19 protein-coding genes are annotated in these 19,878 nt (G+C 36.0%); 8 read left to right on the top strand and 11 right to left on the bottom strand.

Translation table 11 applies throughout. The features are described 5' to 3' along the window. Nucleotides 1-2 precede the first annotated feature (2 nt). Complete coding sequence (gene brnQ, locus DYE19_RS10410; RefSeq protein ID WP_115323485.1) at nt 3-1,310, bottom strand: branched-chain amino acid transport system II carrier protein; 1,308 nt, start codon at nt 1,308-1,310, stop codon at nt 3-5. Between the two features lie 307 nt (nt 1,311-1,617). Here brnQ and pyrG point away from each other — a divergent pair, with 307 nt between their 5' ends. Together pyrG and eno are read left to right on the top strand one after the other, a co-directional pair. Then, on the top strand, nt 1,618-3,246 hold the full coding sequence (pyrG, locus tag DYE19_RS10405) for a glutamine hydrolyzing CTP synthase (protein WP_115323484.1): 1,629 nt from the start codon (nt 1,618-1,620) through the stop codon (nt 3,244-3,246). Between the two features lie 307 nt (nt 3,247-3,553). Beyond that, complete coding sequence (gene eno, locus DYE19_RS10400; RefSeq protein WP_115323483.1) at nt 3,554-4,855, top strand: phosphopyruvate hydratase; 1,302 nt, start codon at nt 3,554-3,556, stop codon at nt 4,853-4,855. A gap of 188 nt (nt 4,856-5,043) precedes the next feature. Here the strand turns inward: eno and DYE19_RS10395 are convergent, their stop codons facing one another. From DYE19_RS10395 to rsmE, 6 genes are all read right to left on the bottom strand, one after another. After that, nucleotides 5,044-5,586: an RICIN domain-containing protein gene (locus tag DYE19_RS10395; RefSeq protein WP_115323482.1), complete on the bottom strand. Its 543-nt coding sequence runs from the start codon at nt 5,584-5,586 to the stop codon at nt 5,044-5,046. A gap of 10 nt (nt 5,587-5,596) precedes the next feature. After that, nucleotides 5,597-6,439 carry a cytolethal distending toxin subunit B family protein gene (locus tag DYE19_RS10390; RefSeq protein WP_115323481.1) on the bottom strand — a complete coding sequence of 281 codons (843 nt, stop codon included), beginning with the start codon at nt 6,437-6,439 and terminating at the stop codon, nt 5,597-5,599. Between the two features lie 15 nt (nt 6,440-6,454). Continuing rightward, on the bottom strand, nt 6,455-7,210 hold the full coding sequence (locus DYE19_RS10385) for a cytolethal distending toxin subunit A/C (RefSeq protein ID WP_115323480.1): 756 nt from the start codon (nt 7,208-7,210) through the stop codon (nt 6,455-6,457). A gap of 132 nt (nt 7,211-7,342) precedes the next feature. Next, a complete protein-coding gene (ruvX, locus tag DYE19_RS10380; protein WP_049214705.1) occupies nt 7,343-7,774 on the bottom strand; it encodes a Holliday junction resolvase RuvX in 432 nt (143 codons plus the stop codon). Then, nucleotides 7,774-8,331 (bottom strand): YqgE/AlgH family protein, encoded by a 558-nt coding sequence (locus tag DYE19_RS10375; protein WP_115323611.1) that lies wholly within the window; start codon nt 8,329-8,331, stop codon nt 7,774-7,776. Before DYE19_RS10375 ends, ruvX begins: the two co-directional genes overlap by 1 nt. An 8-nt stretch (nt 8,332-8,339) precedes the next feature. Further along, nucleotides 8,340-9,074 (bottom strand): 16S rRNA (uracil(1498)-N(3))-methyltransferase, encoded by a 735-nt coding sequence (rsmE, locus tag DYE19_RS10370; protein ID WP_115323479.1) that lies wholly within the window; start codon nt 9,072-9,074, stop codon nt 8,340-8,342. Between the two features lie 212 nt (nt 9,075-9,286). On the opposite strand from rsmE, the gene DYE19_RS10365 reads away from it, so the two are divergent. The 5 genes from DYE19_RS10365 to DYE19_RS10350 all read left to right on the top strand — a co-directional run bounded on the left by DYE19_RS10365 (nt 9,287) and on the right by DYE19_RS10350 (nt 14,936). Continuing rightward, nucleotides 9,287-10,156, top strand: a complete 870-nt coding sequence (locus tag DYE19_RS10365; RefSeq protein ID WP_115323478.1) for a pirin family protein — start codon at nt 9,287-9,289, stop codon at nt 10,154-10,156. Nucleotides 10,157-10,289: 133 nt separating this feature from the next. Then, nucleotides 10,290-11,012: a DNA repair protein RecO gene (gene recO / locus DYE19_RS10360; protein WP_115323477.1), complete on the top strand. Its 723-nt coding sequence runs from the start codon at nt 10,290-10,292 to the stop codon at nt 11,010-11,012. A gap of 3 nt (nt 11,013-11,015) precedes the next feature. Continuing rightward, complete coding sequence (gene rlmD, locus DYE19_RS11310) at nt 11,016-12,326, top strand: 23S rRNA (uracil(1939)-C(5))-methyltransferase RlmD (protein ID WP_174694530.1); 1,311 nt, start codon at nt 11,016-11,018, stop codon at nt 12,324-12,326. A gap of 9 nt (nt 12,327-12,335) precedes the next feature. Next, a complete protein-coding gene (gene relA, locus DYE19_RS11305) occupies nt 12,336-14,555 on the top strand; it encodes a GTP diphosphokinase (RefSeq protein WP_174694529.1) in 2,220 nt (739 codons plus the stop codon). A 24-nt stretch (nt 14,556-14,579) separates the two neighbouring features. Next, nucleotides 14,580-14,936, top strand: coding sequence for a diacylglycerol kinase (locus DYE19_RS10350; RefSeq protein ID WP_115323476.1), 357 nt, complete (start codon nt 14,580-14,582; stop codon nt 14,934-14,936). 45 nt (nt 14,937-14,981) lie between these two features. Here DYE19_RS10350 and DYE19_RS10345 read toward each other — a convergent pair whose 3' ends face one another. The 4 genes from DYE19_RS10345 to DYE19_RS10330 all read right to left on the bottom strand — a co-directional run bounded on the left by DYE19_RS10345 (nt 14,982) and on the right by DYE19_RS10330 (nt 19,488). Continuing rightward, nucleotides 14,982-16,235 (bottom strand): O-antigen ligase family protein, encoded by a 1,254-nt coding sequence (locus DYE19_RS10345; RefSeq protein ID WP_115323475.1) that lies wholly within the window; start codon nt 16,233-16,235, stop codon nt 14,982-14,984. Between the two features lie 80 nt (nt 16,236-16,315). Next, complete coding sequence (gene fbaA / locus DYE19_RS10340) at nt 16,316-17,395, bottom strand: class II fructose-bisphosphate aldolase (RefSeq protein WP_049214713.1); 1,080 nt, start codon at nt 17,393-17,395, stop codon at nt 16,316-16,318. 114 nt (nt 17,396-17,509) lie between these two features. Continuing rightward, a complete protein-coding gene (pgk, locus tag DYE19_RS10335) occupies nt 17,510-18,673 on the bottom strand; it encodes a phosphoglycerate kinase (RefSeq protein ID WP_115323474.1) in 1,164 nt (387 codons plus the stop codon). Between the two features lie 119 nt (nt 18,674-18,792). Beyond that, complete coding sequence (locus tag DYE19_RS10330; protein ID WP_049214715.1) at nt 18,793-19,488, bottom strand: ribonuclease T2 family protein; 696 nt, start codon at nt 19,486-19,488, stop codon at nt 18,793-18,795. Between the two features lie 83 nt (nt 19,489-19,571). Between DYE19_RS10330 and DYE19_RS10325 the strand changes: the two genes are divergently transcribed. After that, complete coding sequence (locus DYE19_RS10325) at nt 19,572-19,832, top strand: YfhL family 4Fe-4S dicluster ferredoxin (RefSeq protein ID WP_115323473.1); 261 nt, start codon at nt 19,572-19,574, stop codon at nt 19,830-19,832. Nucleotides 19,833-19,878 lie beyond the last annotated feature (46 nt).

Here is a 19,878-nt window from a genome sequence, read left to right as displayed (position 1 = left end):
TTTTAAACAGCCTTATTTAATGGTTGATTAGCTCTCACTTTTGCAATAATCAAACCAATCACACAGCCTAAAATAGCAAATGGTAGCCATTCCATAGAATAAGCTTTTAACGGTAAATTGTCGATTAATGGAGATCCCATCACAGAAAGAATAGAAATAATGGCTACAAGTACAATTGACAAACCTTTAGCTAATTTTGGTAATGGCATTACTAAATTAACTAATAATAACAACATGGCTGTCATAGAAATCGGATAAAGCACAAGTAATACTGGTACCGACTTACTAATCACTGCATTTAATCCTTGATTAGCTAGACCAAAACCAATTAATGTAAATAAGATAGCATAATTACGATAAGAAATTCTTGGGAAAATACTATTAAAATAAGATGACGTCGCAACAACTAAACCAATTGCAGTGGTTAAACAAGCAAGAGTTACGATCAATCCAAGTAAGCTCCGACCTAAAGCACCAAAAGATTGAGTTGTAGATTCATTTAAAATAAATACCCCTAAGTTTTGCCCTTTCTCAGATACTTCAGCCAGAGTCTCTGTGCTTAGAGGCATGTTGTTACCAATCCAACCAATCGCAATATAGATGAAAGCAAGTGCCATGGCTGCAACAATACTTGCTAATGTTGCTTGCTTAATAAAGCTACTGTTTTTATCACTTTTCGCTCGAATTGCATTCATAACAACAACAGAAAAAGCAAAAGAGGCTAATACATCCATTGTTTGATAACCTTCAATAAAACCTGTTACTAATGGATTATTCATACCTGTTGAAGTATTTATATATTCTCCTCCCATTAAAATTGTTGCCATACGAACAACAAGAGCAATAATAGCGATTAACAGTACTGGTGTTAAAATAGCACCGATACGATCAACCATTTTGGTTGGGTTTAAACTAACCCATAATGTGATACCAAAATAAACGAGGGTAAAAAGGAATAACGCAACAGTGTCAGCCCCCCCAATAAAAGGAATCACTGCCATATCAAATGCTGTGGCTGCTGTACGAGGAATAGCAAAAAAAGGACCAATCGTTAAATAAATTGCACCTAATAATAAGATGGAAATCCAAGGATGAATATCTTCTAACGCTTTTTTATATCCACCTTCATAACGAGTTGCAACTAAAATACCCAATAATGGAAGCCCTACTCCTGTTGTTACAAAACCCAAAATAGCAGGCCAAAACCCTAAGCCACTTTCAAACCCTAACTTAGGTGGAAAAATTAAGTTCCCTGCACCAAAAAAGATGGCAAATAACATAAAGCCAACTATAAATGTGTTTTTGTTCATATAAAACCTCAAACGTATAAAAAAGAAAAGCCTTTTAATCTATATAGAATATAAAAACTTTCGATTATACTATAAAAAATAGCCACAACCTATAAAATACACTAAAATATATATGCTTAAATTATCTCAAATATTTGAACATACTCTAGATAAGCAGTAAAAATAAGATGTTTATTCTATTTCCTCAAACAACAACTTAAGAGAAAACACATTACAACGATTGAGTTAATGTAGCCTTTACTGTAAACTACTCTCCCGTCTTGATTACTCATTCAATCTATTTTCCATCTCAACAATTAGGTTTCATATGGCTACAAATTATATTTTTGTAACGGGTGGTGTTGTATCTTCCCTAGGTAAAGGTATTGCAGCGGCATCATTAGCAGCAATTTTAGAGGCTCGTGGTTTAAATGTAACCATGCTAAAACTAGATCCTTATATTAATGTGGATCCAGGTACAATGAGTCCCACTCAACATGGTGAAGTCTTCGTTACTCAAGACGGTGCAGAAACAGATTTAGACTTAGGCCACTACGAGCGTTTTATTCGTACAAAAATGACAAAGCGTAATAACTTTACGACAGGAAAAATTTACTCTGAAGTATTACGGAAAGAACGTCGTGGCGATTATCTAGGTGCAACAATTCAAGTTATTCCACATATTACTAATGAAATTAAATCCCGTGTTATTGAAGGGGCCGCGGGACATGATATTGCAATTGTTGAAGTTGGTGGGACTGTTGGTGATATCGAATCGTTACCCTTCTTAGAAGCTTTGCGTCAATTAGCAGTGCAAGTAGGACGTGAACGCACTTTATTTATGCATTTAACACTCGTCCCATATATCCCAACTGCTGGTGAGGTTAAAACGAAACCAACGCAACATTCTGTAAAAGAACTGTTATCTATTGGCATTCAACCCGATGTATTAGTTTGTCGCTCAGATCGAATGATCCCACCAAATGAACGAGCTAAAATTGCTTTATTTTGTAATGTGCCAGAAAGAGCCGTCATTTCATTAAAAGATGTTAATTCAATTTATCAAATTCCTGCATTATTAAAATCGCAAGGTTTAGATGACTTCATCTGCCAACGTTTCCATTTCGATTGTCCTGAAGCGGATCTTTCTGAATGGGAACAAGTCTTATATCAAGAAGCTAACCCAACAGGTGATGTTACTATTGGGATGGTCGGCAAATATACTGAATTGCCTGATGCATATAAATCTGTCAACGAAGCTTTAAAACATGCTGGCCTTAAGAATCGTTTAAACGTGAATATCAAATATATTGATTCACAAGATGTCGAAACAAAAGGTACAGAAGTCTTATCGGGTGTCGATGGAATTTTAGTACCAGGTGGTTTTGGCCATCGTGGTGTAGAGGGGAAAATACTAACCGCGAAATATGCACGAGAAAATAATGTACCTTATTTGGGCATTTGCTTAGGTATGCAAGTCGCTTACATTGAGTACGCACGGAATGTCGCAGGTTTGGCTGATGCAAACTCAACTGAATTTGACCGCACTTGTCACTATCCTGTCGTGGGTTTAATTACAGAATGGCAAGATGCAGAGGGCAATATTGAAACACGTTCAGATACTTCTGATTTAGGTGGAACAATGCGTTTAGGCGCCCAGCAATGTCATCTAATTGAGGGTAGCAAAGCATATGAGCTTTATGGCACAGAAACCATTGAAGAACGCCACCGTCACCGCTATGAAGTAAACAATGTATTACGTCCACAAATCGAAAAGGCAGGTTTAAAAATTACTGGCCTATCAGCGGATAAGAAATTAGTGGAAATTATTGAAGTGCCAAATCATCCTTGGTTTATTGCATGTCAATTCCACCCAGAATTTACATCAACACCTCGTGATGGTCATCCATTATTCGCAGGGTTTATTAAAGCTGCAAAAGAAAATCAAAAAAAATAGATTTTTATATACTATAAAATTAACCCTACAAATTTTTGTAGGGTTTTTTATGTAATAAAAGATCATTTCATCAGATGGATTCCTAACCGTTTATTTTATAAAAAATACAGGTGATAACTACTAGCTTCTTACTATATGAGCTGATTTCAGCATAAACATTTAAATTATGTTTTGCTTATTCTTTTTCAAATAAAAAACTAGATGTAAATCAATTAATCCGCATTTTCCAGAAGACAAACGAAATGAATTATTTTAAGATAAGAAATATTCGTTTTAATTTAATTTTCATTTAAAGAGGAAAATCAAAATGGCAAAAATCGTTAAAGTGATTGGTCGTGAAATCATCGATTCTCGTGGTAATCCAACTGTCGAAGCTGAAGTACATTTAGAAGGTGGTTTTGTTGGTCTTGCAGCTGCACCATCTGGCGCGTCAACAGGCTCACGCGAAGCATTAGAATTACGTGACGGTGATAAAGCACGTTTCTTAGGTAAAGGTGTATTAAAAGCTGTTTCAGCAGTTAACAATGAAATTGCGCAAGCTATCGTTGGGAAAGATGCATCAAACCAAGCTGAAATCGACCAAATCATGATCGATTTAGATGGCACAGATAACAAATCTAAATTTGGTGCAAATGCAATCTTAGCAGTTTCACTAGCAAACGCAAAAGCAGCAGCTGCCTCTAAAGGTTTACCTCTTTATGCTCACATTGCTGAATTAAACGGCACTCCAGGTCAATATTCTATGCCATTACCAATGATGAACATCATCAACGGTGGGGAACACGCAGACAACAACGTTGATATCCAAGAATTTATGATTCAACCAGTTGGTGCAAAAACATTAAAAGAAGCTCTTCGTATTGGTGCAGAAGTATTCCATAACCTTGCTAAAGTATTAAAAGGCAAAGGGTTAAGCACTGCTGTAGGTGACGAAGGTGGCTTCGCGCCTAACTTAGAGTCAAACGCTGCAGCACTTGCTTGTATCAAAGAAGCCGTTGAAAAAGCAGGTTATGTATTAGGTAAAGATGTAACTTTAGCGATGGACTGTGCATCATCTGAATTCTACAACAAAGAAAATGGTATGTATGAAATGAAAGGTGAAGGTAAATCATTCACTTCTCAAGAGTTCACCCACTATTTAGAAGAATTATGCAAAGAGTACCCAATCGTATCTATCGAAGATGGTCAAGATGAATCGGACTGGGAAGGTTTTGCATATCAAACTAAAGTATTAGGTGATAAAGTACAATTAGTAGGCGATGACTTATTCGTAACTAATACCAAAATCTTAAAAGAAGGTATCGAAAAAGGTATTGCAAATTCTATTTTGATCAAGTTTAACCAAATTGGCTCATTAACAGAAACATTAGCAGCAATCAAAATGGCTAAAGATGCAGGCTACACAGCTGTTATTTCACACCGTTCTGGTGAAACTGAAGATGCGACAATCGCAGATTTAGCAGTAGGTACTGCCGCTGGTCAAATTAAAACAGGTTCAATGAGCCGTTCAGATCGTATTGCAAAATACAACCAATTAATCCGTATTGAGGAAGCATTAGGCGATAAAGCACCTTTCTTGGGATTAAAAGCAGTTAAAGGTCAAGCATAATTTATTGCTAAGAAAATGATAAAAAATAACACCGCACTTTTCAGTGCGGTGTTTTTTTACTTACTTCAATCCACTTTCCTTGTGACTTGTTACTAAAAACAAAATGAAGTACGCAAAACTGTTTAATGATACTCCCTTACTGAACACTTAAGTTGAAGAAATAAAGTCATATCAAAAATCTTATTCTGCTATTTCTTTACAGGCGGTACTAAAATTTTACTTGGTCCAAAAGGTGGTAATAATCCCCATTGATAAGCTAATGAAAAAGATTGATCACGCACGGAGCGACCACATGGCTCAAGATTAAGATCAGCGAAATCTCGGCTTGTTAAACAAAATCCTAATATCACATCTTTAATGAGAAACGCACCTGTATTCGTCGGAATAAGGCTGAATACGGTATTATCTTTATCTGTACAATTCCTTACACCTTGGAAAGCAAAGCATTTCGCTGCACCAACTACTTTGAATTGAACTAATACTCCTCCATCCCGTAGTTTCTCATAAGCTGTACCTGTATAATCCACTAATTCCCAGTGTTTATTCAAAGGACTACTCTTTCCATAATGATCATTACTAATTGGTTCTCCCGTAAATAAACTACGCAAACTAATACGTGGAGGTGGTGATAACTCTACATCAGGATAAGTTGTCGGATCAGGATTAGACTCTGCATAACTTGGCAATGCAAATATCATACTTAATAGTAAACTCAATACATATTTTTTCATCATATCCACCTTAACGATCGCGAACAAAACTCACTGGAAAATGATCAGAGGTAATTTGTGAACGTAGCTGGTTTAACATTAAACTGGCACCAATACGCTCACGAGCTTGCTCCCTACGTGGTAGGTTTGCATCATGTAAGATCGCATAATCTAAAATATTACCAGAACGATGAGTTGGTTCTGTTGGTGCAATAATAATAGTATTTTCACTTACTGAAGGTTCTTGTCTTAAGGCAACCTCTAAGTTAACAGGTGCGCGATTAAAATCACCAACAACCATCCAACTATATCTTCGTCTTTCTGGTGTTTGATTAAAGGCGGTAAAAATATTACGAATTAAACTCACAGCATCAGAGCCACCTGTAGCTAAAGCATGTACTGTAAAAAAGACATCCGTGCCAATACGAATCCCAATTGCTGGACGAGCTTGAAGCACTGAAGAATCTGAATGTACAACAAAAGCCTCATCTGCTTGACGACGAGATACTATAGCTAAATTTACTCTATTTGCACCAACATCTAGACGAGAATAATAAATATAAACTGTATTTGGACGAGAAGTTGTACCCAAATTCCAAGTATATTCATCGATCGGAGTTCCTCCATGCTGAATCACTCTAGAGGTTCTAACAGCGGTACTCGGCAAAGTACCCGCCTCTTGGACCATTAAAACATCAGCTCCCTGTTCACCCGATAATAACTGACGAACATTGATATTCCATTTACTTTCATTTGCGGCAGAAGACCCTTGTAAGTTCCAAGTCGCTACTTTGAAATCACTTAAATTAGCATAACTTGAAAAACTCACTAAGACAGTACAAAAAATGAGGCTTAATTGCTTTATCCATTGCATATTAACTCCTTAGTTTTAATTAATCGCAGTCGCATTTAATAGCGGGGGAGCTAGGTACCATGTTTGATCTCGTAATGGTGTTGTTGAACCATCACATTTTGATAAAGTGATAGTGGAATAATTTGTTGTACTGACTGGATTATAAGTAACACAATTTCCTTGCGCCGCGCTTTTTATCACAAATGCACCACTATCTGTCGGCAACAACTCAAACTCTTGAGCGAGTTTATTGAGATTACATGTATCATGAATAAGACCATTCTGATAAGCTTCTATACATGTACCTAAAGATTGGTTAACAAAACGAAAAAACTCTCGATGTTTAGCATGCTCCATTTTCCAATTGCGAATCATGCCAAAATCTTGTGAATCTATATTGGCATATGCCCATAGCCAATTACGTTTTGCCAAAGCCCACACTGTTAATACGGTGCCATTTTGCCCCATAAGTGTCATAAAATTTGATGAATCTGATGGCGATACTAACGTATCCCCTCCTTTAGAACGAGGAGCAGGCTGAGTCAATCCACTCAATAATCTAGGTTCTGGTGTTTTTTCTTTCTGTTGTTCATCTGAATAAGATGAATGAAGTACATTAAATGGTGTTGAAGGTATATTTGAGAGTAACGTTTTAAATTGTATTGCTGTTGAAGATGGTGTAGCTAAATCAGTTTGAGTTTGAGATTCAGATTGAGGACAATTACACATCTGCTGATTAGATGAACAAGCTACTAGTCCCAACAATAAAAGACTAGGTAAGAACCTTTTCATTGCATCTCCTTATATTTATCCTTAAACTTAAAGGGGCGCAAATTTTATAATTTTTTTTGATAAAATCAACCAAAGTTAGATAAAATATAGACAAAAAGAAGCAATTTTATTAAAGGTACGATGAGTTAAAGATTAATTTTTATTTAATCTATTATTTTCTTCAAACCAACTCTCTAAAATAAGGCAGGCTGAAATACTGTCGACTTTGCTTTTATCTAATGCTCGATAACCTCCATACTCAAAAATTTCAGCCCTCGCTTGTACCGTGGTTAAACGCTCATCTTGTAATTCGACTCGAATACCAAATCGCCCATGTAAACGGTTAGCAAATTTTTTTGCCCTTAGCGTGAGATCTTGTTCTGAACCATCCATATTTAGGGGTAAACCTACAATAATAATATTAGGTTTCCACTCCATTAAACACTGTTCAACTTGTTGCCAATTAGGAATCCCATCTTTTGCTTTAAATGCAGGTAATGCTTGTGCTGTGCCAGTAATACTTTGCCCTACCGCACAACCAATACTTTTTGTACCAAAATCAAATGCAAGTGCAGTAATCGCCATTAGCAATGTCCCGCTTGATAGACTAAATTATGATGTCGAATACCTAATAACAAATTAGCCTCTAACCATCTTTCTTCATAAGGTACGTCAAATAAAATACGATCATTAGCAGGGACAACTAACCAATCATTATTAGCAATCTCATTTTCTAACTGGTTTGGTGTCCAACTAGCACAACCCAAAGCCACTAAATATTTTTCAGGTGCATTTTGTGTACCAAAAGTATCAATAATATCAGCAGAAGTAGTGAGCGATAAATGATCTGTTACTTTATAACTATGTTTGAAATCTTGCCCAGCTTGAGTATGTAGAATAAAACCACGCTCAATATTGACAGGTCCTCCAGCTAACACTAAATCATCACCATAAGTGCGGTTAGTTTTCATCATAAAATTCATCTTGGCACAAAGTTCTGCAATACTGAGATCAGTGGGTTGGTTAAGAACTAACCCCATTGTACCTTGCTCATTATGCTCACAAATATAGACCACAGAATGAGAAAAATAATCGTCTTCCATTTGTGGCATAGCAATTAAAAAATGGTCTTGTAATTCCATCATCTCTTTTATCCTAAATCACCAAAACAAATTTGCAATGCAGTAATCGCTGCTAATGCAGCTGTTTCAGTACGCAATACACGCTTTCCTAATAATATTTGAGTAAACCCCTGTTGCTCAGTTTGCCTAATTTCCTGTGCAGATAATCCACCTTCAGCCCCAATCAATAACCGTATGCCTTCTGCTGGGATTTCAGGTAGAGTACGAATTGAATATTGGGCCTTGGGATGTAAATTCAACTTTAAACTCCCATCTTTTTCTGCACACCAATCCTGTAATTTCATCATTGGGCGAATTTCAGGCACAATGTTACGTCCACATTGTTCACAAGCTGCAATTGCAATTTTTTGCCACTGTTGAATTTTTTTATCCATACGTTCGGCATCCAACTTCACACCGCAGCGTTCGGACCATAACGGTGTGATAATATTTACTCCTAACTCAACAGATTTTTGGATGGTAAATTCCATTCGCTCACCTCGTGAAATAACTTGTCCTAAGTGAATTTTAAGAGGGCTTTCACGATCATCTAACTGTTGATCTAAGATTTCAACTTCCACCATTTTTTTACTTAACTGAGTGATAACAGCCGCATAAGTATAATTACTGCTATCAAACAATTCTAACCGCTCACCAACTTGCATACGTAAAACTCGACTAACATGATTAACAGCATCATCACTTAATGTACAATATTTCACTTGTTGTAATAAAGTTGGGTGATAAATTCTTGGTATTCTCATAATATTAATTCGTTAAATTATCTTGTTAGCTATCATATCAGAAAAGCCTATTTTCAGTCAGATAAATCCGTGTATATCCCACACAATAATCAACTATTTGTTAATAATATTTAAACAAATATGCCATTTATAAATAAAAATGAAAATATATAATAACCACACTTATGCGAAATCGCTAAGAAAAATTAATGACTTAACTAAGAGAGGACAAAATGAAAAAAGTTGCACAAGTTCACTATGCACCAGCAAAACATTGGGTTGGTAATGGTTTCCATGTCCAATCAATGTTCAGTTATCAAGATAAAGAAAAAAATGTAGATCCTTTTTTATTAATGGATTATAACCCTCCACGTTATTTTGATGGTGGACGTAAAAGTGATTTTCGTGGTGTTGGTGAACATCCACACAGAGGATTTGAGACAGTGACCATTGCTTATCAAGGTGAAGTCCAACATGCTGATTCTACTGGGGGTGGCGGTATCATTGAGACAGGAGATGTCCAATGGATGACAGCTGGTGCCGGCATTATGCATGAAGAATTTCATTCCGAGAAATTCTCACGTGAAGGTGGAATGTTTGAAATGGTACAGCTATGGGTAAACCTACCTGCGAAACATAAAATGACCCCCGCTAAATATCAAGCAATTAAATCTACAGATATTCCTGTTATTGAATTGGCTGATAATGCAGGCTATGTTCGTATTATTGCGGGAGAATTAAATGATGTCACTGGTTCTGCTACAACTTTTAGCCCAATCAATATGTGGGATGTAAAAATGAATGCAGGCAAAGCTTACACTTATAATGTACCAGAAAGCCATAACCTGATTATTTTGGTACTTGATGGCACAATACAAGTAAATAATGAGGATATAGCACGTCGTGGTGAATTAATTACGTTTGAGCGAGGTGGCAAGAATGTACATATTGAAGCTAATAATGATGTGAAACTACTCATTTTAACAGGTGAGCCACTTAATGAACCTATCGCTGGCTATGGCCCATTTGTGATGAACACAAACGATGAGCTTATACAGGCAATGTATGATGTACAAAATGGTCAATTTGGTAAAATTAATTAACGCTTATCTAATAAACTCAAGTGCGGTATAAATTACCGCACTTTTTTTATCTTTTGATGATGAAAATAAATTATAAAGAGTAAAAAGAGTAATCAAAAATCTGATAAAATACGCGAGACTTAATTTAGCAGAAATGAGGCATATTATCGAAAACTGGCAACGTGGCTTTGTATTACATCGCAGAGCTTATAGCGAAACCAGCTTATTAGTTGATTTATTCACTGAAGAAACTGGACGTGTAACTGTACTTGCGAAAGGCGCTCGTTCAAAACGCTCTTCGCTAAAAGGCGTATTACAGCCTTTCACGCCATTATTATTACGTTGGACAGGTCGTGCTGAATTAAAAACATTAACTAAAGTTGAACCCGCAGCAATTGCGTTACCATTACAACATGTCGCATTATATAGTGGATTTTATATTAATGAATTAATTAGTCGTGTACTTGAGCCTGAGACTGCCTATCCTCAACTTTTTCAAGATTATCTCCATTGTTTAACTGAATTAGCAAGAGCGCCACAACAAGTCGAACCTAGCTTACGTTATTTTGAGTTTCAACTCCTGCAAACTTTAGGCTATGGAGTAGATTTTTGCCATTGTGCAGGCTCTGGTGAAGTGGTGGATGAAAATATGACCTATCGTTACCGTGAGGAAAAAGGATTCATTGCTTCATTAATTAAAGATAATTTAACTTTTTATGGACGTGAGCTACTTGCATTTGAAGCTCGTCAATTTAATAACGCTGCGACTCTACAAGCAGCGAAGCGTTTTACTCGGATTGCACTGAAACCTTATTTAGGGAATAAACCATTGAAAAGCCGAGAGTTATTTACTCAATATATGTTATATCAGAAATAGACTATGGTTTTACTTTACACTCATAAACAGCCACCCAAAAACAAGAAAACATTTATTACATACATTCTTGATTTAGATTATCAAGGTGTCGGTGTTGCAAAAGTACAAGGCAAAACGTGGTTTATTGAAAATGCATTACCTGGAGAAAAAGTGGAAGTCCGTATCATTGAGGAAAAACGTCAATATGGACAAGGCAGTGCATCTAAAATCTTACAGACTAATCCTAAAAGACAACAACCTAAATGCCCATATTATGGCAAATGTGGTGGTTGTCAAAGCCAACATATTCCACTAGAGCTGCAACGAGAGACTAAACAAAAAGCATTATTCCAACGTTTGACGAAACTGCAGCCACAAGCTATGTTGATGCCTATGCTAACAGGAGAACAATGGCATTATCGACGCAGAGTTAAGCTAAGCATGAAATACAATCAAAGCAAAAACCAACTCGACATTGGATTTCGGCAAAAAAACTCACAGCAAATTATTCACGTTCAGCAATGTGATGTATTAGAAAACGTATTAAGTCAACTAATACCTAAATTACATAATCTGTTTGCAATGTGGTCTACTCCAAACAACTTAGGGCATATCGAACTTGTAAAAGCGGATAATGGTATTGCTATGTTATTACGTCACAGCGGAAATTTGAGTAAAACAGACCGCTCTTTATTGTTGGAATTTGCTGAAAAACAACAGTTAATGCTATTTTTACAAGATGACCATCAACTACAACACGTCTATGGTCAGTTACCTTATTATCAGCTTGATAAACTCCAATTACATTTTGATGTGCGTGATTTTATTCAAGTAAATCCATTGTTAAATAGTAAAATGGTCAATATGGCATTAGACTGGTTGGAACTGAAAGAAACAGATCATGTGTTAGATTTATTCTGTGGCATGGGTAACTTTACAATTCCCTTAAGCTATCGAGCTCAACATGTTGTTGGTATCGAAGGTGTAGAGGAAATGGTGCATAAAGCCCAAAAAAATGCGGAACAAAACCAACGTAAGAATGTCCAATTTTACCAAGCAGATTTAGATAAATCTTTTGCAGATCAGAGCTGGGCTACACAACAATTTAATAAAATCTTACTCGATCCACCTCGCAGTGGTGCGGCCTTCGCACTCAAGGCATTATGCGAACTAAATGCAGAAAAAATCTTATATGTATCTTGTAACCCAGCGACGTTAATACGAGATACTGAAATTTTACAACAATTTGGCTATCGACTTAAAAAAGTCGCAATGATTGATATGTTTCCTAATACAGGACACTTAGAATCCGTCAGTTTATTTGAAAAAGAATAAGGGTAGATTATGGTTGCAGTACGAAGTTCTCATTTAGTCAATCCAAAAGATTTTAGGATTGAAACATGGTGTGGCCAATTAGAATTAGCACAACCAGTCAAAGAAAGCCTTATTCGCGCATGGCATTATTCACAACAAATTTCAGCCCAAGTTAATGAACAGTCCATTTGTTCCCTAAATTCTGGTGTTGAGATGGTCGAAATTCTATATAGTTTAAATATGGATGCAGATAGCTTACTAACAGCTATGTTGTACCCTATCATTCAGCATAGGCTCGTTGAACTTACTCAAATTAGTGAAGAATTTGGTACTAATATTGGTAAATTAGCAAAAGGCGTAATTGAGATGGATAATATTCGCCAACTCAATGCGAGCCAATCTGCAAATAACTCACAAGTTGATAATGTACGCCGTATGCTATTAGCAATGGTAGATGACTTCCGTTGTGTCATTATAAAACTGGCTGAACGTATTACTTTTCTACGTGATGCTGAACAAAATTGTTCTGAAGAAGATAAAGTACTGGCGGCAAAAGAATGTGCTAATATTTATGCACCACTAGCAAATAGATTAGGTATTGGACAACTTAAGTGGGAGCTTGAGGACTACTGTTTCCGTTATCTACATCCTGAGCAATATCGTAGTATTGCAAAACTATTACAAGAACGTCGATTAGATCGCGAACAATATATTGCAGATTTTGTTGCTGAATTAAGTAGTTATTTAAAACACAATATTGACAATGTAGAAGTCTATGGACGACCAAAACACATCTATAGTATTTGGCGAAAAATGCAAAAAAAACACTTAGAGTTCAGTGATTTATATGATGTTCGTGCTGTACGTATTATTGTACAAAAATTACAAGACTGCTATTCTGCTCTCGGTATTGTCCATACTCATTTCAAACACATCCCTAAAGAATTCGATGATTATGTTGCAAATCCAAAACCAAATGGCTATCAATCTATCCATACTGTTGTATTAGGACAAGGTGGAAAGCCTATTGAAGTCCAAATCCGCACACAGCAAATGCATGATGATGCAGAACTTGGTGTCGCTGCACATTGGAAATATAAAGAAGGTGCTGTAGGTGGACGCTCTGGTTATGAAGAAAAAATTGCTTGGTTACGCAAATTACTTGCATGGCAAGATGATATTACCGATTCAGGTGAAATTATGGCAGAAATGCGTAGTCAGGTGTTTGATGATCGTGTTTATGTCTTTACTCCTAAAGGAGAAGTTGTTGACCTCCCAACAGGCTCAACACCGTTAGATTTTGCTTATAGTATTCATAGCGAAATTGGTCACCGTTGTATTGGCGCTAAAGTAGGAGGAAGAATTGTACCGTTCACCTACCAGCTTCAAATGGGAGATCAAATTGATATCATTACACAAAAAAATCCTAACCCTAGTCGAGATTGGCTGAATCCAAATCTTGGTTTCACACATACTGCAAAAGCAAGAGCCAAAATTCATGCTTGGTTTAAAAAGCAAGATCGAGATAAAAATATTCCAGCAGGTAAAGATATGTTGGATAACGAAATCGCGCGTTTAAACATTACTCTAAAACAAATAGAGCAACATGCATTACCACGCTATAACCTAAAAAATTTAGAGGATTTATATGCAGGTTTAGGTGGTGGAGATATTCGCCTTAACCACTTAATGAATTTCTTGCAAAATAAACTGATTAAAACAACTGCACAAGAAGTTGATGAAGAAATATTACGCCATGTCACAAGTAAAAGTGCGGCAAATAATCAACAAAAAGAGAAACCAAAAGGTTACGTGATTGTTGAGGGTGTAGGTAACTTGATGCATCATATTGCACGCTGTTGTCAACCTATTCCTGGCGATCACATCATGGGCTATATTACGATGGGAAGAGGTATTTCAATCCACCGTAGTGATTGTGAGCAATTCCTTGAACTACAAAATGCTCATCCCGAACGTGTAGTAGAATCTGTTTGGGGAGAAAATTATGCAAGTGGCTTTAAAATTAGTATTCGAGTTGTAGCCAGCGATCGTAATGGACTTTTACGTGATATTACAACAGTATTAGCAAACGATAAAATTAGCGTACTTGGTGTATCTAGTCGGACAGATACTAAAAAACAAGTAGCAACAATTGATATGGAAATTGAGCTGAATAATGTACAAATTTTAAGTAAAATTCTGACTCGATTAGCAAAATTAGAAGATGTCATTGAAGCTAAACGCCTCTAATGCGTCAACCTGAGGATAATGAAAATGTATAAAACAACAGGTCTTACTCATTTAATCAAAGCTACGGGCTACTCACTTAAGGGATTAAAAAGTGCGGTCAAATTTGAAACAGCTTTTCGCCATGAGCTTTTTGCGGCTTTATTTCTTGTGCCACTTGCATTTTGGTTAGCCGAAAATGGCATTGAAATCGCAATCATGCTCGGTTCATTACTATTAGTACTCGCGTTTGAATTAGTCAATAGTGCTATCGAATCAGTAGTTGATCGAGTTGGGCTAGAACATCATGAATTGTCAGGTAGAGCAAAAGATTTTGGTTCTGCTGCGGTGTTCATTGCAATGATGAATGTATTAGTTGTTTGGGCTGCCGTATTAATTTATTAAACAAAATAAACAAGAATTATAAAAAATAAGGTGTTCAAAAACACCTTATTTTTCTATTTTTTTTACTTCAAATGCTTTTAATGCACCATAAAAGATCAGAATCAGGAAAAAATAAAATACATTGCCAGAATTATGAGTGAAAAAGCTTTGGCTAATACAATAAAACATTGTTGAGATGATATGAACTATACCAAGCAAAGCTATCGTTTTCTGTTCTAAGAAAGCTGTCTTTAAGTGTTGCATAAAATGATAGAGCGGCACAAGAAATATACACAACAGAGATAATAGTCCTAAGCTTCCTCGTTTTGATAAATCATCCAAATATTGATTATGAGCATGCTCGAACTGTCCAGCAAATGAGCTAATAACCCCCAACTCCACTTGCTTTTTTCTTTCTGTATTCGTTCCTTCACTCCCCCAACCTAATATTGGTTTTTCTTTTGCCATCAATAAGGCACTTTTCCACATGTCAAAACGTGCCCCAACGGATGTACTACTATTATTTTCGACAAAATAGGCCGTAATTTCCTCTTCAGCCTCATATACTCTCTGCATTACTTTTAACTGAGGCAGCATCGCAACACTCACTATTGCGATGAGTACTGTAGCAATAAAACTTACTATAAATTTTGTTGATAAACTCTGCCTAAAACAATATAGGATTAATGGTATTACAATAGGTAAGCCAATCCAGCCACCTCTTGCTGTGGATAAAAAGCTGCCCAAAATAGCCGCTAACATGGCAAAAAGGGATAAAAGCATGACAAAATATTTTTTATGCGCCCAAAAATATAAACTCGTTACTAAAGAAAACATACTTAAACTCATTGCAATATCACCCCCTTGAATTTGTAACAATCTAGGTGAATATGCAGCAGCACTCTTTAGAATAAAACTATCATAAAATGCAACAAGACCTGCGATAGCAGCACCAGCAGGAATACTGAGTATAATTGTCTTAAAATTAACTGGGTAATGACTAAATAAAAGTAATAAAGGTAAAAAAAGCAGTACACGAACAGGGTTATCAAGTTCCTTCAATCTACCATCATGTACAATAAAAGAAAGTAAAAATAAACTAAAATAAACTATATAGCTTAACATCAGTGCTTTATCTGATGCGGAAATAACCCATATCTTTTTTCTAAGGAAAAAAGTAATGAAATAAATAAGCCCTATAATAATGAAAAAGGTAGGGGCAATATTATGTCCGCCTTTAACACTTAAGATAAATAGAAAAAATAGGCTTACACCAAAATTAACAAATAACAATATAGTTTTCTTTTTTGTTAATATCATTACTACTCCATATTAACTTATTGAATAAATAGTTAAAAAAAACCGCACATTAAAAGTGCGGTTATATTTTTTATTAGATCTTATAATACATCAACACAATTTAAATCTTCAAAAGATTGCTCTAAACGCTTGGACATTGACTCTTCCATTTTACGTAACCAAACACGTGGGTCATAGTATTTTTTATTTGGTGAATCTGGTCCTTCTGGATTACCCAACTGACCTTGTAAATAATCTTTATTAGCATTATAGAATTTTAAGATACCTTCCCAAGATGCCCATTGTGTATCAGTGTCAATATTCATTTTGATTGCACCATAGCTAATCGCTTCACGAATTTCTTCGCGGCTTGAGCCTGAACCACCATGGAACACAAAATCTAATGATTTAGCAGGTAAATTACGTTCTTTAGAAACAAACTCTTGTGAAGCACCTAAAATAGATGGTTTCAATTTCACATTACCTGGTTTATAAACACCGTGTACATTACCAAATGCTGCTGCGATTGTGAAACGTGGGCTAACTGGATTTAATTGATCATAAACAAACAACACATCTTCAGGTTGTGTATAAAGTTTAGATTCATCAACATCTGAATTATCTACACCATCTTCTTCACCACCAGTAATACCAATTTCAATCTCAAGTGTCATCCCCATCTTATCCATACGAGCTAGATACTCACGGCAAATAGCCATATTTTCTTCCATTGGCTCTTCAGAAAGATCGATCATATGAGATGAGAATAACGGTTTACCTGTTTCAGCAAAATGCTTCTCACCTGCATCAAGCAAACCATCAATCCAAGGTAATAATTTTTTTGCTGCATGGTCAGTATGAAGGATAACAGGAATACCATATTCTTCAGCTAATTGATGGACATGTTTTGCACCAGCAATAGCGCCTAATACATCTGTACGCGCCCCACTTGTCGGTTTTAAACCTTTACCTGCATAGAACTGAGCACCACCATTTGAAAACTGAATAATAACAGGCGCTTTAACACGAGCAGCTGTTTCTAATACTGCATTTACTGAATCAGAACCAACGCAGTTTACTGCCGGGATTGCAAAATTATTTTCTTTTGCATAAGCAAAGATTTTTTGTACATCATCACCAGTCACCACACCTGGTTTTACAAGATCTAATAGTTTAGCCATTTTTCTGCTTCCTTTTTATGTTGTTATAAAGTGTTTAGCTCACCATTTTATAATCATTATTTTATGATGATGTGTTTTTTCACATCATCATAATATCTTCAATTATAGCCTGAATTAACTTTTTGCACGTTTTTCTAAAATCTCAACCGCAGGTAACACTTTACCTTCTACAAACTCTAAGAATGCACCACCACCAGTCGAAATATAAGAGATTTTATCTTTGATACCAAATAAATCAATTGCTGCTAAAGTATCGCCACCACCTGCAATAGAGAATCCTTCACTATTTGCAATGGCGTGAGAAATAATTTCGGTTCCTTTACGGAAATTAGGGAACTCAAATACACCTACTGGACCATTCCAAAGAATAGTTTTTGCATTTTTAATAATTTCAGCGAGCTGTTCTGCTGATTTATCACCAATATCAAAAATAGACTCGTTATCTTGTACTTCTGTAACAGCTTTTTCTACTGCGGAGGCTGTTTCAGAAAATTCAGTACCAACACGTACATCAACTGGAACAGGAATATCTGTACTTGCTGCTAAATTTTTTGCCACAGGAATTAAATCTTCTTCATAAAGTGATTTACCTACATTATGACCTGCTGCCGCAATGAAAGTATTCGCAATACCACCGCCTACAATGATTTGGTCTGCAATTTTTGATAACGAATTTAATACTTCTAATTTAGTCGATACTTTTGAGCCACCAACGATTGCTACCATTGGGCGAGCAGGCTCTTTTAATGCTTTACCTAATGCATCTAATTCTGCTGCAAGTAATGGACCTGCGCAAGCGACTGGCGCATACTCTGCGACACCATAAGTTGATGCTTGAGCTCGGTGCGCTGTACCAAATGCATCCATCACAAACACATCACAAAGGGCTGCATATTTTTTACCTAATTCAGGATCATTTTTCTTCTCACCTTTATTAATGCGAACGTTTTCTAATACAACAATTTCACCTTCTTTGACATCAACACCATCTAAATAATCACGTACTAAACGAACTGGCACGTCTAAATGTGCATTCAAGTAATCAACAACAGGTTTCAAAGAATTTGCTTCGTCAAACTCACCTTCTGTCGGACGACCCAAATGCGAAGTGACCATCACTTTAGCACCTTTTTCTAAAGCAAGTTTTAAAGTTGGAATAGTTGCTCGAATACGTGCATCAGAAGTCACTTTACCATCTTTTACTGGCACATTTAGATCAGCACGAATAAACACACGTTTACCTGCTAAATCTAAGTCTGTCATTTTGATTACTGACATATCTTATCCTCTTTATTAGTTAAATTAAAATTTTGAAAAAACTACTAATAGTATACCCCTTTATAACTAGAGTGTAACTGCGTTAGATCAAACATTTTTCATTATTTAATAAATAAAAATTAATATCCTGTCCGGCTTCTTGGACAATCAATTACTTTCCAATTCAAATCATAACAAATAAATAATTCATTGCGACTTGCGCCTAAATATGCATTTTTTAATTGCTGGTTATTTTTACGTAACCATTGAAATAATTCATTACGGCTGAGTGCATAATTCGGCAACTTTAAAGTGCGGTACAATTCACGTTGTTTTTCAAAATAATCTTTTGCATGCGTAAAGGCACAAGCACCATGCTTTTCCCATTCACCTTGTAATAAGTTTGCACTTGGTGATTCAGGTAAATATTGCTCAATGATCTCTTGTGGTACAATAGGCAAATCACCTTGACAAAAACGAGGTTGATCAGAAACTCGTCTAGCACGTTCATTTTGCGGCCAAAGTCCATGAATTACCCAACCAAATTGTTGTGTCAGACCACATTGATATTGTAAAGAATTAGGTAAGTTCTCACCATAACGTTGACGCTGTTTGTCACAGAAAGCAGGAGACCAAGAAAGTACAAAAGTATAGTAATCTGTAGGCGCATTCGCATTTTGCCCTATAGGATCATTTTTCATGACATAGTCATAATTGCGATCAACAATAATTCCAACAGCTTGTTTTTGTTTAGAAAAATAATACCAACCTGATAATAAAAATATAAAAAAACAAACGACAAAGATAGAAAGCTGTAGTGTTTTTTTCTCGTTCATAAAATTCCTACTTCACTTTTAGATTGTATTCATTATAATCTGACGCCTTCACTTTAACATAGCAATAGCAAAGGACAAAGATAATGGCACTTTTAATCACAGACAAATGTACAAATTGCGACATGTGTGAGCCAGAATGTCCAAATCAGGCTATTTCAATGGGTGAAGAAATTTATATTATAGATCCTACCTTATGTACAGAATGTGTTGGGCACTATGATATCCCCACTTGCCAAAAAGTTTGCCCAATCAATAACTGCATTACTACAGATCCAGAGCACATTGAAAGCAACGAACAACTGTGGGAACGCTTCGTTATGATTCATCACGCAGATAAGTTGTAATCTGTAGCGAAATACTATGGCCTATCCACTCCCCACACTACTGAGA

Origin of the sequence: Pasteurella canis (assembly GCF_900454865.1) — a bacterium.
GTDB lineage: Bacteria > Pseudomonadota > Gammaproteobacteria > Enterobacterales > Pasteurellaceae > Pasteurella > Pasteurella canis.
This window is presented reverse-complemented; position numbering and strand designations above follow the sequence as displayed.

Coding starts and splice junctions, on each gene's coding strand:
- brnQ (WP_115323485.1), bottom strand. CDS start 1,310: ATGAACAAAAACACATTTATAGTTGGCTTTATGTTATTTGCCATCTTT.
- pyrG (WP_115323484.1), top strand. CDS start 1,618: ATGGCTACAAATTATATTTTTGTAACGGGTGGTGTTGTATCTTCCCTA.
- eno (WP_115323483.1), top strand. CDS start 3,554: ATGGCAAAAATCGTTAAAGTGATTGGTCGTGAAATCATCGATTCTCGT.
- DYE19_RS10395 (WP_115323482.1), bottom strand. CDS start 5,586: ATGAAAAAATATGTATTGAGTTTACTATTAAGTATGATATTTGCATTG.
- DYE19_RS10390 (WP_115323481.1), bottom strand. CDS start 6,439: ATGCAATGGATAAAGCAATTAAGCCTCATTTTTTGTACTGTCTTAGTG.
- DYE19_RS10385 (WP_115323480.1), bottom strand. CDS start 7,210: ATGAAAAGGTTCTTACCTAGTCTTTTATTGTTGGGACTAGTAGCTTGT.
- ruvX (WP_049214705.1), bottom strand. CDS start 7,774: ATGGCGATTACTGCACTTGCATTTGATTTTGGTACAAAAAGTATTGGT.
- DYE19_RS10375 (WP_115323611.1), bottom strand. CDS start 8,331: ATGGAATTACAAGACCATTTTTTAATTGCTATGCCACAAATGGAAGAC.
- rsmE (WP_115323479.1), bottom strand. CDS start 9,074: ATGAGAATACCAAGAATTTATCACCCAACTTTATTACAACAAGTGAAA.
- DYE19_RS10365 (WP_115323478.1), top strand. CDS start 9,287: ATGAAAAAAGTTGCACAAGTTCACTATGCACCAGCAAAACATTGGGTT.
- recO (WP_115323477.1), top strand. CDS start 10,290: ATGAGGCATATTATCGAAAACTGGCAACGTGGCTTTGTATTACATCGC.
- rlmD (WP_174694530.1), top strand. CDS start 11,016: ATGGTTTTACTTTACACTCATAAACAGCCACCCAAAAACAAGAAAACA.
- relA (WP_174694529.1), top strand. CDS start 12,336: ATGGTTGCAGTACGAAGTTCTCATTTAGTCAATCCAAAAGATTTTAGG.
- DYE19_RS10350 (WP_115323476.1), top strand. CDS start 14,580: ATGTATAAAACAACAGGTCTTACTCATTTAATCAAAGCTACGGGCTAC.
- DYE19_RS10345 (WP_115323475.1), bottom strand. CDS start 16,235: ATGATATTAACAAAAAAGAAAACTATATTGTTATTTGTTAATTTTGGT.
- fbaA (WP_049214713.1), bottom strand. CDS start 17,395: ATGGCTAAACTATTAGATCTTGTAAAACCAGGTGTGGTGACTGGTGAT.
- pgk (WP_115323474.1), bottom strand. CDS start 18,673: ATGTCAGTAATCAAAATGACAGACTTAGATTTAGCAGGTAAACGTGTG.
- DYE19_RS10330 (WP_049214715.1), bottom strand. CDS start 19,488: ATGAACGAGAAAAAAACACTACAGCTTTCTATCTTTGTCGTTTGTTTT.
- DYE19_RS10325 (WP_115323473.1), top strand. CDS start 19,572: ATGGCACTTTTAATCACAGACAAATGTACAAATTGCGACATGTGTGAG.